This window comes from Sphingobium sp. IP1 (assembly GCF_002708645.1).
Lineage (GTDB): Bacteria > Pseudomonadota > Alphaproteobacteria > Sphingomonadales > Sphingomonadaceae > Sphingobium > Sphingobium yanoikuyae.
The window spans coordinates 14385-28470 of sequence record NZ_NOIW01000022.1; the positions used below are offsets into that span (position 1 = coordinate 14385).

Below are 14086 nucleotides of genomic sequence, written 5' to 3' on the forward strand. Positions count from 1 at the left end.
CGGGGAGCCGAATTTTTTTGTGGGTTCAGCCGTGAATGAAAATCACCCGGTCGGTGAGACGGATGGAAGCCAGCTTCAAGGATGCCTGGAGTGTGTCGAGCGCGGCGACGGGATTGTCGGTGCGGAAAATCCCGCTGACGCGCCGGTTGCCCAGATCGGTGCCGATGATGCCGATATATCCCGGATGATAGCGATTGAGTTCCGCCACCACGGCTCGCAGCGGCTGGTCCACGAAGACAAGCCGTTTGCGGGTCCAGGCGGAGACCGCATTTGCATCGACTATGCGAACGGAACCAACGCCGTTCCTGTCATATCTGACGGACTGCCCTTCCTTCACGATCGCGATGGAGGCCCCGGCGCCCGGCGCTGCCACGCGAACGCTGTGCAGGGTAACGGTAACCTGCGTCCTGTCGGCATGACGATCGACGATGAACCGCGTGCCCAGCGCCGTGGTCGTTCCGCCTTTCGCTTCGACCGAGAATGGGCGCCGGGGATCGCGCGCCACCGAAAAGGCGGCTTCGCCTTTCAGCACATGCACGATCCGGCGATCCGGCTGGTAATCGATGGATATGGCGCTGTCGGTATTGAGCTGGACCTGCGATCCATCGGCAAGGGTCATGGTGCGCTGTTCGCCCGTCGCCGTCATCGCATCGGACCGCAGCGCCGTCGGCCAGTCCCCGATCGCGCCCGCGACAAGAAGGGCGACGCTGGCCGCGACGGCCGGCGCAATCCATTTTCTTTTGCCTTCCGGTCGGCCGACCGGCGGATAGCCCGGCAATGGCGGCTCGCGGAGCCTGCGCTGCGTCACTTCCGAACGAATGGCCGGATGCCCCATGAAGTGCCACGCCGCACGGGCCTTTTCAAAGGCCGGCGGGTGACGGGGATCGCTGCCCAGCCATTGTTCCAGGGCCGCAATGCCATCATCGGTCAGGCCGGCATCCTGCTCAACCGTCCAGCGCGTCGCGGCATCCTCGATCGGATCCGGGGCATCGTCGTCAGCGCCCATAGTGCATTCCGATCGCTTCTCCCGCCTCAACCATGGAAATTTCACGCTCTCCATAATCATTGACGTTCGAAAGCGGCATCCGGACACTCCGCAAGCCAACAAATCGCCTCATTCGCTTTCCCCTAGTCGGGTCATGCAATGTCGCAAGGCCTGCTGGAGATGTCGGACGACCATGCTGCGGGAAATCCCTATCCGATGCGCAATGTCGTCCAGAGTAAGTTCGTCAAATTTGCGCAGGATGAAGATTTCTCTGGTTCGCGCGGGAAGTTCGTCGATGGCGGCCATCGTCACGGCCAGACGCTGGCGATCGGACAGTTCGGTATCGGCTCCAACCATGTCGGCCGGGATTTCCTCGGGGAGCGTATCGGCGGCGTGGAACAGGGCAGCATATCTGCCGTCCGCCCTGATGCGATCCTTCGCAAGATTGGCTGCCAGCCTGAACAGATAGGCCCGCTTGTTCAGGATTGGCGGATCATCCTCGATACGCTGCACCCTGAACCAGAGGCTTTGCGTAACGTCCTCCGCTGCCGGCCGATCGCGCAATATGCTTTCGACAAGTCGCAGGAGCGACGTGCGCTCTTGCAGGAGCAGGCGCGTAAGGGCTGCGGCGTTGTTGAGCATCGCTATCTGCCGACGCATTACGCACATTGATAATCGCTCGCAACAACTCATGTGCCGCTCGTGCATGACTGTTATTGGGGCGGTGTGTTCAATCACATACCGCGCTGTTCCTTGCTTTTGGCTGATGGACAGGGGCAGTGGTTGGCAACGACCCGACGTCCGCTGCAGGATGGATTGCAGCGATCAGGCTCTTCCTCTATGCGCCTTTTTGAGAATCGATCGCAATTGCTCTTCGCCGGATGGGCCTTGCGCATGTTCGCAGGAGCCGGGGGCGTTGAAACAAGCGACTATAGCAGCGCGATTATATGCGGCGCAGCGCCCGGCGCTTGTTGACTATGCCGCCAGCATCCTCGGTGATCGGGCCAGGGCCGAAGATATCGTGCAGGATGCCTGGATATCGTTCGCATCGATCGAAGACCAGAACGGGATCCAGAATCCGGATCGCTTCCTGCGGCGGATGATCCGCAATCTGGCGATCGACGCCCTGCGCCGGACAAGGCGCTATGATCGGATCGCAGGCGGCGATATGGAAGAGGCCGAACGCACGGTCCAGGACAATGCGCCAGGAACGGAGCAGGCCCTGATCGCCCGTCAGGAACTGGCTCGGGTGCAGAGGGCTTTGGCGCGCCTCCCCGAACGCCAGCGGCTGGCCATAGAGATGCACCGCATCGGCCGCTACAAGCTGCGGGAGATTGCGGAGCGGCTGGGCGTGTCCATTCCCTTTGTCCATGGCCTGATCGTGAAGGGGCTGGCGGCCTGTGACGACTATCGCGATGAGTGAACGGCCCATGCACATTTTCCTCCCCCCGCTTAAATTCCGCGCGGCCCGATCGTCTGTGGTCCTGTGGAGGAGCGCCATGCCCAGTCGTCCGATTTTTAGGGCGTGCCGGACTGGCGATGGAGGTGGTCTGTGACGGAAGAAAGCTTGCGCCTTGCAGCCGCCGACTGGCTCGTCCGCCTGCAGGAGCGCCCCGACGACGCAGCATTGAAGGATGCCTTCGACGACTGGCTGGATGCCGATGCCCGTCATGTCATCGCCTGGGCCAGGATGGCGGAAACGGCCGATGCCATCGCCGATGGCGAACCGGCGTTTCGGGACAGGTGGGACGCGGCTCCCGGCGCCATTCTGCCATCGCTTCCGGCGCCCGCGCCCCGCCATGCGGGGTGGCGGTTCCATGGCCGGCGCAGATTGACCATCGCGGCTGTGGCGGCAGTCTGCGTGGGCGTCCTGGCTGGGCCATCGTTGCTGCTGCACCTGCGCGCCGATCATCGCACCGGCGCGGGCGAAACCCTTATGGTGGCGATGGACGACGGCAGCCACATCCGGCTGGGCCCGGACAGCGCCATCGCGGCATCCTTCGACAAGGGGCATCGCGACATCCGCCTCCTGTCCGGGCAGGCATGGTTTGAGGTCCGACCGGACAAGGCCCGGCCTTTCCGGGTCATGGCGGGCCATGTCACCACTAGCGTGCTGGGTACCGGCTTCGACGTGCGGATGATCGGCACGACGACGTCGGTGGCGGTACGTCACGGTCGCGTGCGGGTGGAGGCCCGGGGCACGCCGGCGCGGGAACTGACGGCCGGCCAATGGGCCATGGCCACCGCCGACACTGCGCTGAAAACCGGGACCGAGCAGCCCGACCTTATCGGCGCCTGGCAGAGCGGCGATATTCTGGCGCGCAGACTGACCATAGCCGCCGCGATCGACGAACTGCGCCCATGGTTTGGCGGCCATATCATCGTCACCGACGCCAGCCTTGCAGCCCGCCCGATCAGCGGCATCTATCATGCCAATGATCCGGCGAAGGCGCTGGAAACCATGGTCCATCCCTATGGCGGGCGCGTCACCCGGATCACGCCCTGGCTGCTGATCGTTTCCGGTCGTTGACCGCGCGGAAAGATTTTCGACGGAAAATTACGGTCGCTGGTTAAAAGCTCCACCGCTCAGGCGTCCAGCGAGGGAGAGGAGTTCTTGCGAGGCAATAGCATGTCCGTAACCTCCTCGTGCAGTTGGAGGCAGAATTGACGGACGTTAGCATATTGGGGCAAAATTTCGGGCGCGCGCTGGCCATCGGCCTGCTCGCATCAACGGTGACGGGGGCAGCACTGCTGTCGCCCGCCATGGCGCAAACATCGCCCAACAGCGCGCAGCGCCGCATCAATGTGCCCGCCCAGCCATTGACCGATGCCGTCATCCTGTTCGGCCGCCAGTCCGGGGTGGAGGTGACGGCCGGATCCGATCTGCTGAACGGCAAGATCAGCAGCGCAGTTGCCGGTAGTTTCGCCCCGGCCGAGGCGCTGAGTCGCCTGCTGAGCGGCACCGGCCTGACCTTTCGCTTCATCGGCCCCAAATCGGTCGAACTGCACCCCGCTCCGCAGGCTGCCAATGGCACCGTGCAGCTTGGTCCGGTGCGGGTCGAAGGCGCGGATGGCGGCAGCGGTTCGGGCAGCTTCGCCGGCATCACCAGCGATCCGGTTGCGACCGAAGCCAGCGGTTCCTACACCATTCCTGCGATGAGCACGGCCACGAAGCTGTTGCTATCCCCGCGTGAAACGCCCCAGTCGCTGACGGTCGTCACCCGCCAGCGGATCGAGGATCAGGGTCTTGCCACGTTGAGCGACGTGGTCCGCGCCACGCCCGGCCTCTATCTCACCAAATGGGGCGGCGAGCGCTATCGCTTCAATGCCCGCATGTTCCAGCTCGACAACCTGATGATCGACGGCATGCCGGTGCAATATGAGGAGGCGGCGCTCTCCACCGGTATTCTCGACATGTATGACCGGGTGGAGGTCGTACGCGGCGCAGCAGGACTAATGGAGGGGGCTGGCACACCCGCCGGATCGATCAACCTGGTTCGAAAGCGCCCCACGCGGGAGACGCAGGCGATCTTCACGCTCAGTGCAGGCAGCTGGAACAATTTTCTGGGCACGATGGATGTGGGCGGCGCCGTCAACAGCGCAGGCACGCTGCGCACCCGTGCCGTGGTAACGTATCAGGACAAGGACAGCTTCATCGACGATTACCATAATCAGCGCATGTCGCTTTATGGCATAGTCGAGGCGGATCTGGGTTCTTCTACCCTGCTGACCGTGGGCGCCAGCTACAGCAATGAGGATAATCCCGGCGTCGACTGGAATGGCCTTGGCACGGCCGCGGACGGCAGCTTTCTGGACATAGCCCGCTCCACCCGCATGAGCCCCAGCTGGTCCTATTGGGACAAGAAGAGCGCGACCTATTTCGCCAATCTGGACCATGAATTCGGCAATGGCTGGAAGGCCCGGCTGGCCGCCACCGCAATCCAGAGCGAGATGTCGATGATCGGCACCTTCCTGTCCTATGCCACCTCCGCGGCCGGTGAAACGCGCTTCAATCTGGGCGGCGCGGCGCTCGCCTATCATTATGATCGCGACCAGCTGAGCCTCGATGGCTATGCCTCCGGTCCGTTGACCCTGTTCGGTCAGACCCACGAACTGGTCGTCGGCGGCAGCTATCGCAAGGCGACATGGGACGATATCGGCGCACCCACCGATTTTACCGCGGTCAGCTTCGACCCGCTGGACTGGGACCCGCGTTCCGTGCCCGCGCCCACCATCACGGGCGACTGGACCATGTATCTGCGTGATCAGAAGCGCGAGCAGATCGGCGTCTACTCCACCGCCCGGTTGTCAGTGACCGAACCCTTGACGCTGATCCTGGGCGGGCGTTTCGACTGGTTCAAGCAGCAACTGGCCAATGGCTGGGCCGGCGCCATCTACAGCACCGCCGATTACAAGGTGAAGGGGCAGTTCACGCCCTATGTCGGCGTGGTCTATGATTTCCACCGCAACCACTCGCTCTATGCCAGCTGGACGCGAATCTTCAATCCGCAGAACAACCTGACCCGGACTGGCGCGATCATCGCTCCGCAGGAGGGCGCGAATTACGAAGTGGGCGTCAAGGGCAGCTATTGGGATGGCCGCCTCAACGCCAGCCTGGCGCTGTTCCAGATCGAACTGACCAACCTGCCCATGGCATTGCTCGCCTCGGAATGCGCTGCCGGCCTCACCGCCTGCTACGCCCCCTCCGGCAAGGTCCGCAGCCGCGGCGTGGAGTTTGAAGTGTCGGGCGAACTTGCCAAGGGCTGGCAGCTTTCGGGCGGCTATACCTATAACAGTGCAAAACATCTGAGCAGTTCGAGCTATAATCCGACCGGTATCTATACCGATGGTACGCGCTACGGCACGAACCTGCCGCGTGGGCTGTTCAAGCTTTCGACGACCTATAGTCTGCCTGGTGCTTTCGACCGCTGGACGCTGGGCGGCACGTTGCAGGCGCAGAGCAAGATTTACAGCGCGCCCTATGGCGGCCTCGTCCAGCAGGACGGCTACGCGCTGCTCGACCTGTCGATCAAATATGCCGCATCCAGCCGGGCGACGGTGACGGTCAATGTGAACAATGTTTTCGACAAATATTATTACGAGAATGTCGGGGCACCCACCGGTTCCAACTTCATCGGGGCACCACGCAACGTCCTGGCGACGCTGCGCTACAAGATCTGATCGTCACAGCATGTGGCGCGCTGATGGCAGCGCGCCACATGCTGCCGGCTCATCTGCTTACAATGGCGGCCATCTCTATCGCGAAGGAATGGAATGGGGCGGCGTAATGGCCAACAAACTGCGGTCGAGTTGTACGGCACGAGCGTCTGCTTTCTTGAACTTTGGGCTCAGAACCAGACCGTCGACCCGTGTGTAGCGCATAGACATGTCGGAAGTCTCCCGGTCCATTTAACTGGTCCATGAGGCATCGAAATTGCTTATTGAACAATCTTATAACATACTGTTAAATATATCTCATCTGGAACACCGCCTCCCTCCCGTAGGGGTCACCAGCTTCGATCACATCTGACGAGCAACCGATATGCCGTCGCACTGGCGATCGCGTTTCTCTGCTGGCAGCTGCCCTACATCCCTAGCTCGCTCAGCCCCGGATGATCATCAGGCCGGCGCCCCTGCGTCCATTGGAATTTCCGCTCCGCTGCGCTGATCGGTGCATCATTGATGCAGGCAAGCCGTCGCTGCATCAGGCCACTCTCGTCAAACTCCCAATTCTCGTTGCCGTAGGAGCGGAACCAGTTGCCGCTGTCGTCATGCCATTCATAGGCGAAGCGCACCGCGATGCGATTGTCGGCAAAGGCCCATAATTCCTTGATCAGCCGATAATCCAGTTCGCGCTGCCATTTGCGCGTCAGGAAGGCGATGATCGCCGAGCGGCCATTGACGAACTCGGCCCGGTTCCGCCACTGGCTGAGCGGCGTATAGGCCATGGCCACCCTCGCCGGATCGCGGCTGTTCCAGCCATCCTCGGCCAGGCGCACCTTCTCGATCGCGCTCTCCAGGGTGAAGGGTGGCAACGGCGGTCTCACATTGTCCATCATGCGTCTCCCATCTTGGCAAGGCGATCCTGCAACGCCTGATTCTCGGCTTCCAGTTGCGCCAGCCGCTCATGCAGCGGCCGGACCGCCTGTTCGATCTCGCGCTCGGTGAAGCGCGGCGTGATATGCTGCGGGCAGTTCCAGTCGAACGCCTCCAGCCGCAGCCGGAAGATACGTTCTGCCCGCGCCTTGTAATCCTTGTCCATGACAAGATCGGTCAGCGCCGGATCGGCATCGAGCGCCAGCTTCTCGACATGGACATAGATTTTGAGCCGGGCACGGCGGGGATAGTCCATCAGGATCAGGCAGGCCCGGTCGTTCGCAGCGAGGTTGCCGGTGCTGATATATTGGCGGTTGCCGCGATAATCGGCAAAGGCCAGCGTCCGGTCGTCGACCAGCTTGAGGAAACCGGCCGGACCGCCGCGATGCTGGACATAGGGCCAGCCATCCTCCGACACGGTGGCCATGTAAAAACTGTCGCGGGCCGCCAGGAAATGGGCTTCATTGTCGGTGAAGCGGTCAAAGGCGCGATTGCCGCTGAACGCCGCCCAATGGGCGTACGCGCCCACCTCCGCCTGCGCCGCGCGGACGCTCGGCGTCGTGGCGATATCCAGAAAACCGTAGGACATGGTCTATCTCCCATCATCCGTCCGTTGCGGGGCCATGCATGACCATGGCCCCGCCGGGGGTTCAGCGCGCCGCGACCTTGCGGTCGAGGAAGTCGCGGATCAACGGCGCCATTTCATCCAGCTTGTCTTCCAGGGCGAAATGGCCGGTATCGAGAATATGCATCTCCGCATCGGGCAGGTCACGCTTGTAGGGATGCGCGCCGGGTTCGGGGAATATCTTGTCATTCTTGCCCCAGACGATCAGCGTCGGCGGCTTGCGTTCGCGGAAGAAGGCCTGGAACGCCGGGTAGAGCGGCACATTGGTGCGATAGTCGTAGAACAGGTCGAGCTGGATATCCTTGTTGCCCGGCCGGTCGAGCAAGGCCTGGTCCTGCACCCAATTGTCGGGGCTGATGCGCGACACGTCCCGCACACCATCGGTATATTGGAACTTGGTGGCGTCCAGGCCGACGAGCCAGGCCTGCGCCTCGCGATCCTTGGCCGATCCGCTCTGCCAATAGGTCTTGATCGGATCCCAGAAGGCGCCCAGCCCTTCCTCATAGGCATTGCCATTCTGGATGATAAGGCCGCTGACCCGCTCGGGATGCTTGATGGCGAGGCGGTAGCCGACCGGGGCGCCATAATCCATGACATACATGACGTAGCGCTGGGCGCCGATCTTGCCCATCAGCGTGTCGACCATGTCGGCATAATGGGCAAAGCTATAGGTGAACTGGCGATGGTCGGGCGCGTCGCTCTGGCCAAAGCCCGGATAGTCCGGCGCGATCACATGATAGCGGTCGGCGAGCAGCGGGATCAGGTTGCGGAACATGTGCGACGATGTCGGGAAGCCGTGGAGCAGCAGCACCACCGGGCCGTCGACGGGGCCGGCTTCGCGGTAAAACATCTTCACGCCATCGATGGTGGCGCTGCGATAATGGACGGTGGCGGCCGCAGCCTGCGTGGCGACGGCGCTGGCGGGCGCGGCGATCGCGTCGGCCGAGGCAGCGATGCCGGCGGTCGCCAGCAGCATCGAAATGACCAGTTTCTTCATCATGTCCTCCACCCTGTTGGGGTCGCTGAGCAAGGGCTTCAGCTTCTGGAGACAGAGATAATCCTTGCCCTCATTCCTGATAATTCGAGAAAATTGGAAGTCATTATTCCTATTTACGGAATAATTATCAGCCTTGCTGGAACAGCGGGTTGGCCCGCAACCGCTCGACCGCCAGATCGACGAAGCTGCGCACCTTGGCCGCCGCCCGCCGCCCTTCGGCATGGATGACATGGACCGGCAGCGGCTTTTCCATATGCTCGTCCAGCACCGTGACCAGCCGCCCGGCCGCCAGTGCCGGCTCGACCTGATAGGACAGCACGCGGGTCAGCCCCCAGCCCTGCTCGGCAGCGGCTATCGCCGCTTCATTGGTGTTGCAGAAAAGTTGGGGGTGGACGGTGACGCTGCTCCGGCCCTCCGGCCCGAAATGCCATTCGGGGGAGGCCCATGCCCCGGTCGGGCCGACGATGCGATGATGGACAAGGTCGGCCGGGGTCCGGGGCATGACATGCTGCTCGAAATAGGCCGGCGCGCCACAGATGACCCGCCGCACCGTCCCGACCCGAATGGCGCTCAAGCCCGAATCCGGCAGATGACCGATCCGGATGGCGACATCGATGCCCTCCTCGACGATGTTGACCAGTCGATCGACGAACAGGCTGCGCCCGGTCACAGCGGGAAAGCGATCCAGATAGTCGAGCAGGATCGGCAGCACATACATCTGGCCGAAGATCACCGATCCCGTGACGATCAGCGTGCCGGTGGGGTTGCCATGGGCGCCCGCCGCCGCCGCGTCCGCATCCGCCATCTCGGCCAATATCCGGCGACAATCGTCCAGATAGCCACGGCCTGCCTCGGTCAGTTTCACCGATCGCGTGGTCCGGGTCAGCAGCCGCACGCCTATCTCATCCTCCAGCGCGGAAATCGCCCGCGTCACCGCCGGCGGGCTCAGATGCAATTGCCGCGCGGCTTCGGCAAAACCGCCGGTTTCCGCCACGCGAACAAAGATCCTCATGGCTTGCCAGCGGTCCACACCATCCCCCTCGATCATCACTGCGGTCGAAAAGGATGCGCAGAACCCCATGCGCCGGTCAATCAGCAGGACTGACGCACAAGGTCCGTTGCGGGCGCAACAGAAACGATTATCTCATGGACCTCCACCCCTTCATCATGACGCCTCAGGGTCGCCCCCGATGGAAATGCACAAGGATCACGGATATCACCGCGGAACGATAACCAGGGGGACATGCCGTGCCGATCGACTACCGCAATATGGTTTGCCATGGCCGCCTGCTTTGCGCCTTGCTGCTGCTCCCCTACCCCGCGCTGGCCCAGGGCGATCGCGCCACATCCCCTCCCGAATTTGCCCGCCGTGCCGACAATCTGAAGCCGGGCCAATGGGTCTGGGCGCCACAGGTATCGCCGACCGGGCCGCTGCTCGTCTATGTCGATCTCTCGCGCCAGATCGCGACCGTCTATCGCAATGGCGTGCGCATCGCCGTGTCCACCATATCCTCGGGCAAGGAAGGCCATGCAACGCCGACCGGCGTCTTCACGATCCTGCAGAAGGACAAGGACCATCGGTCCAGCACCTATAATAACGCGCCCATGCCCTATCAGCAGCGCCTGACCTGGGACGGCGTCGCGCTCCATGCCGGCGGCCTGCCGGGCTATCCCGAAAGCCATGGCTGCATCCACCTGCCCTATAAATTCTCGCAGGAACTGTTCGCCATCACCAGCCTGGGCGCGACCGTGGTGGTTCAGGGCAATGCCGCCACCCATATGCGCACCAGCCAGGCGAGCCTGTTGTCGCCGATCAACGACAAGGGCGAGCAGGTCGAATATCGCCCGCTCAAGGGCGAGGAATATCGCTGGCAACCCGAACTGGCGACCAGCGGCCCGCTGACCATCATCGTCTCGAAGAAGGAGCAGCGGATCGTCGTGCTGCGCAACGGCACCGAAATCGGCCGCAGCGTCGCCGAGATCAAGGAGGGCGATCCCGGCTCCCATGTCATCACCCTCACCATGGGGAAGGATGGCAAGACCCACTGGCTCTATGTCGGCCTGCCGGGCCATGAAAATGATGTCGAGAATGTCGTGGACGAAGCGGTGCTGAACCGGGTGCGCCTGCCGCGCGGCTTCTATGACAAGATCCGCAGCCAGTTGAAGCCGGGCACCACCATCCTCGTCACCGACTCCAGCGTCGGCGCCTCGACCGGCGAGAAGCTCACGATCATGGACGCGGTCGCGCCCCAGCCCTGACCATCCATCAAGCATCGCCACGGCGGAGCCCTCTATGCTTGCGGGCGCCCATCCCCATGCGCACAAGCTATCGGAAAGAGCAGCATGCCACAGGAAAGGATGAGGATAATGCCCCGCTTCACCGCCGAAACCGCCATTGCCGCGCTGGAAATCGAGCAACTGGTGATCGACTGGGGCTATGATCTCGACCTCAACGGCGGCATGAATGTCGCGCCGCTCTGTAGCGACGATTGCCATTATCTGGTCGGCGGCACGCTGCATCAGGGCCATGGCCCCATCACCGCCTTCTACACCGCCCGCAACGAGCGGGTCGCCACCCAGCAGAAGGATGGCGTCCGCACCCAACGGCACACCATCACCAATATGCGCATTCAATTCCCGGCCGCCGACCATGGCAGCGCGCAGTTCATGCTGGTCAATTATTCGGGTGAGGGCAAGGCGCCGATCCTGAATCTGGTCGGCCCGACCATCGTCGCCGATTGCCGCATGGAATTCCGCCGGGATGCGGACGGCGAATGGCGCATTTCGCTGTTCGACAGCACGCCGATGTTCATCGGCAATGATCCGTTCCTCAACGCCGCCGTCGTCCGGAAATAGGGCAGTTCGCCGCCCGGCAAGGCTGACATGGAAATGCCGAACCCGGCGCACAATGTTACAGACATCGCCGCAATCTGAAATCGCCGGGCAAAATCACACGCAGACACTTCGCCTGACCAGCGTCAGACGCGGAGTGCAGCGTGATACAACAGCCGATCAATTTCCCGGCCCGGACCGAAAAGACAGACAGGAAGACGCAGTCGATCTGCTTCTTCTTTAACGCGCAGATCCATCATCTTCTGCACGCCATGCCGCTGGCACTGGAATTGTCGCATGATCCACGCTTTCGCGTCGATATCATCGCCGCCGGGGCCGATCATATTGCGCTGGCCCGCGACCTGGCGGCCCGTCATGGCGGCGGCCGGCTGAACTTCATCCATCTCGACAATATCTGGCTGCGCACCCTGTCCCATCTGTCGGGCCATGCCAGCCCGCCCAAGATCGCCACCCTGCTCGCCGCGCGCCGCCGCCTCGCCCGCTATGACGCGATCGTCGTGCCCGAACGCACCTCGCTGCTGCTGCGCCGGCTCGGGCTGGCGGACAGCCGCTTCATCCATACCTGTCATGGCGCGGGCGACCGCGCGGTCGGCTATGATCCGCGCATCGCCCTGTTCGACTTCGTCCTGCTGGCGGGCGAGAAGCAGCGCCGCCGGATGCTGGCACAGGGCCTGATCCGCGAGGATCATTACGCCATTGCCGGCTATGGCAAGTTCGACCTGACCCAGGGCCAGCGCCCGGCCAGCCCCTTCACCGACAATCGCCCGATCATCCTCTACAACCCGCATTTCTCGCCGCGCCTCTCCTCCTGGCAGGCGATGGGCATGGATGTGCTGCGCCAGTTCGCGGCCGATGACCGGTTCAACCTGATCGTCGCGCCCCATGTCCGCCTGTTCGACAATCGCCGCAAGCGCGCCGTAGCCGAGCGCATGCTGGCCGAGTTTGCCGGCCTGCCGCACATCCATGTCGACCTGGGCAGCCGGGCAAGCGTCGACATGAGCTATGTCCAGCTTGCCGCCGCCTATATCGGCGACGTGTCGAGCCAGATCTACGAATTCATCGCCACGCCGCGCCCCTGTCTCTTCCTCAACGGCCATGGCGCGCAGTGGCGCGACGATCCCAACTATGCCCATTGGCATTATGGCCCGGTCCATGAATCCGCCGATCGCATCCCGGACAAGGTCGCCGCCGCCATGGCCGCCCATGGCATGTATGACGCCGCCCAGCGACGCGGCCTGTCCGATACCTTCACCAGCGGCAGCGCGCCCGCCTCGGCGCGCGCGGCCAGGGCGGTCGCGGATTATCTGACGCGCGGCGCACCGGCCGCCAGCCCCGTTCCGACACCCTATAAGCTGCGGGAGGCGCTGCGCCATGGCTGATGCCGATCGCCGCCTCTGGCTCGTCGCCCGCGTCCATGCGCCCGATGAAGGCGGAGTCCAGACCTATGTGGCCGAAACCGCCCGCGCCTATGCCGCGCTGGGCTGGCGCGTCACCCTGTTCGCCAAATCCTCGGCCGGCCCGCGCCGGGTCAGCAGCGACGGCGTCGAACTGATCGATGTCGGCCCGGCCTCGCGCCTGCGGGTCTATGGCCGGCTGTTCCGCGCCATGGCCGGCGCCTGGCTGCGCGGTGAGCGCCCAAAGGCGATCCATGCCTGCACCTGGCGCGCAGCCCTGCCTGCCCTCGTCTTTCCCCGCCCCCTCATCGTGACGATCCATGGCCGGGAAGTCGGTCGCCCGGCCGGCGGTGCCTTCGCCCTGCTGCGGCTGGTGCTGCGCCGCGCCCGGCGCATCATCGCGGTCAGCGCCGTCACCCGCGACCTGCTGGTGCAGCGCCTGCCCGATCTTGCCGCACGCACCATCGTCGCCTGGAACGGGGTGCGCATGCCGGCCGACCGTCCCGCCACCGCGTTCCAATATGGCGACGCACCGGCCCAGATACTGACCGTCTGCCGCCTCGTCGCGCGCAAGAATATTCCGGCCGCGATCGACGCCGCCGCCGCCTGCCTGCGCGAGGAAGCCTCGCTCCACTACACCATCGTCGGCCGCGGCGTGGACGGCATCCGCATCCAGCAGACCGTGCGCCGCCACCAGTTGGAGGATCATGTCCGCCTGGCCGGCTATGTCTCCGACGCGGAACTGGCCGAGCAATATCGCGATGCCGACATCTTCCTCCACCCCCAGATCGCGCTGGAGGACGGCGCCGAGGTGGAAGGGTTCGGCCTCAGCGTCGCTGATGCCATGGCACATGGGCTGGCCTGCATCGTCGGCGCGGATGGCGGCCCGGCCGAACTGGTCCGCGATGGCGTCACCGGCCTGGTCGTCGACGGCAATTCCCCCGGCGCATTGCGCGCGGCGCTCGCGCTGCTGGCACGCGATCCCGCGCTCTGCCGCCGGCTGGGCGATCAGGCCCGGATCTGGGCCGCGAACAACCTGTCGTGGGAACGGCATTGTCGCCTCGTGCTGCACGAACTGCCGACCCGCCGCCCCGCCCCGTCTCGCAGCACGCCCGCACTCACCGAAGGAGGATAGG

The 14086-nt window shown here is 63.7% G+C and carries 13 protein-coding genes; 7 read left to right on the forward strand and 6 right to left on the reverse strand.

The genetic code is table 11. From position 1 onward, the window contains the following. Window positions 1-25: 25 nt before the first annotated feature. Together CG471_RS10025 and CG471_RS10030 are read right to left on the reverse strand one after the other, a co-directional pair. Window positions 26-1006, reverse strand: a complete 981-nt coding sequence (locus CG471_RS10025; protein ID WP_180275661.1) for a FecR family protein — start codon at window positions 1004-1006, stop codon at window positions 26-28. Window positions 1007-1114: 108 nt separating this feature from the next. Continuing rightward, a complete protein-coding gene (locus tag CG471_RS10030; RefSeq protein WP_306552739.1) occupies window positions 1115-1693 on the reverse strand; it encodes an RNA polymerase sigma factor in 579 nt (192 codons plus the stop codon). 208 nt (window positions 1694-1901) lie between these two features. Here CG471_RS10030 and CG471_RS30595 point away from each other — a divergent pair, with 208 nt between their 5' ends. From CG471_RS30595 to CG471_RS10045, 3 genes are all read left to right on the forward strand, one after another. Beyond that, window positions 1902-2408, forward strand: a complete 507-nt coding sequence (locus CG471_RS30595) for an RNA polymerase sigma factor (protein ID WP_037517457.1) — start codon at window positions 1902-1904, stop codon at window positions 2406-2408. 129 nt (window positions 2409-2537) lie between these two features. After that, window positions 2538-3515 (forward strand): FecR domain-containing protein, encoded by a 978-nt coding sequence (locus CG471_RS10040; RefSeq protein ID WP_180275662.1) that lies wholly within the window; start codon window positions 2538-2540, stop codon window positions 3513-3515. A gap of 134 nt (window positions 3516-3649) precedes the next feature. Next, a complete protein-coding gene (locus CG471_RS10045) occupies window positions 3650-6166 on the forward strand; it encodes a TonB-dependent receptor (protein ID WP_099231812.1) in 2517 nt (838 codons plus the stop codon). 404 nt (window positions 6167-6570) lie between these two features. Here CG471_RS10045 and CG471_RS10050 read toward each other — a convergent pair whose 3' ends face one another. The 4 genes from CG471_RS10050 to CG471_RS10065 form a co-directional block, all read right to left on the reverse strand. Beyond that, window positions 6571-7041 carry a nuclear transport factor 2 family protein gene (locus tag CG471_RS10050; RefSeq protein WP_099231813.1) on the reverse strand — a complete coding sequence of 157 codons (471 nt, stop codon included), beginning with the start codon at window positions 7039-7041 and terminating at the stop codon, window positions 6571-6573. Then, the gene (locus tag CG471_RS10055) at window positions 7041-7670 is read right to left on the reverse strand and encodes a pyridoxamine 5'-phosphate oxidase family protein (protein WP_099231782.1); all 630 of its coding nucleotides are present in this window, start codon (window positions 7668-7670) and stop codon (window positions 7041-7043) included. Before CG471_RS10055 ends, CG471_RS10050 begins: the two co-directional genes overlap by 1 nt. Before the next feature lie 61 nt (window positions 7671-7731). Next, window positions 7732-8703, reverse strand: coding sequence for an alpha/beta hydrolase (locus CG471_RS10060; RefSeq protein ID WP_180275665.1), 972 nt, complete (start codon window positions 8701-8703; stop codon window positions 7732-7734). Between the two features lie 127 nt (window positions 8704-8830). After that, window positions 8831-9715, reverse strand: coding sequence for a LysR family transcriptional regulator (locus CG471_RS10065; RefSeq protein WP_257211492.1), 885 nt, complete (start codon window positions 9713-9715; stop codon window positions 8831-8833). A 236-nt stretch (window positions 9716-9951) separates the two neighbouring features. On the opposite strand from CG471_RS10065, the gene CG471_RS10070 reads away from it, so the two are divergent. The 4 genes from CG471_RS10070 to CG471_RS10085 all read left to right on the forward strand — a co-directional run bounded on the left by CG471_RS10070 (window position 9952) and on the right by CG471_RS10085 (window position 14085). Continuing rightward, window positions 9952-10962 carry a L,D-transpeptidase gene (locus tag CG471_RS10070; protein ID WP_099231783.1) on the forward strand — a complete coding sequence of 337 codons (1011 nt, stop codon included), beginning with the start codon at window positions 9952-9954 and terminating at the stop codon, window positions 10960-10962. Between the two features lie 108 nt (window positions 10963-11070). After that, the gene (locus tag CG471_RS10075) at window positions 11071-11559 is read left to right on the forward strand and encodes a nuclear transport factor 2 family protein (protein WP_099231784.1); all 489 of its coding nucleotides are present in this window, start codon (window positions 11071-11073) and stop codon (window positions 11557-11559) included. 140 nt (window positions 11560-11699) lie between these two features. Continuing rightward, window positions 11700-12935: a glycosyl transferase gene (locus CG471_RS10080; RefSeq protein WP_099231785.1), complete on the forward strand. Its 1236-nt coding sequence runs from the start codon at window positions 11700-11702 to the stop codon at window positions 12933-12935. Further along, a complete protein-coding gene (locus CG471_RS10085) occupies window positions 12928-14085 on the forward strand; it encodes a glycosyltransferase family 4 protein (RefSeq protein WP_099231786.1) in 1158 nt (385 codons plus the stop codon). Before CG471_RS10080 ends, CG471_RS10085 begins: the two co-directional genes overlap by 8 nt. Window position 14086: the final 1 nt, after the last annotated feature.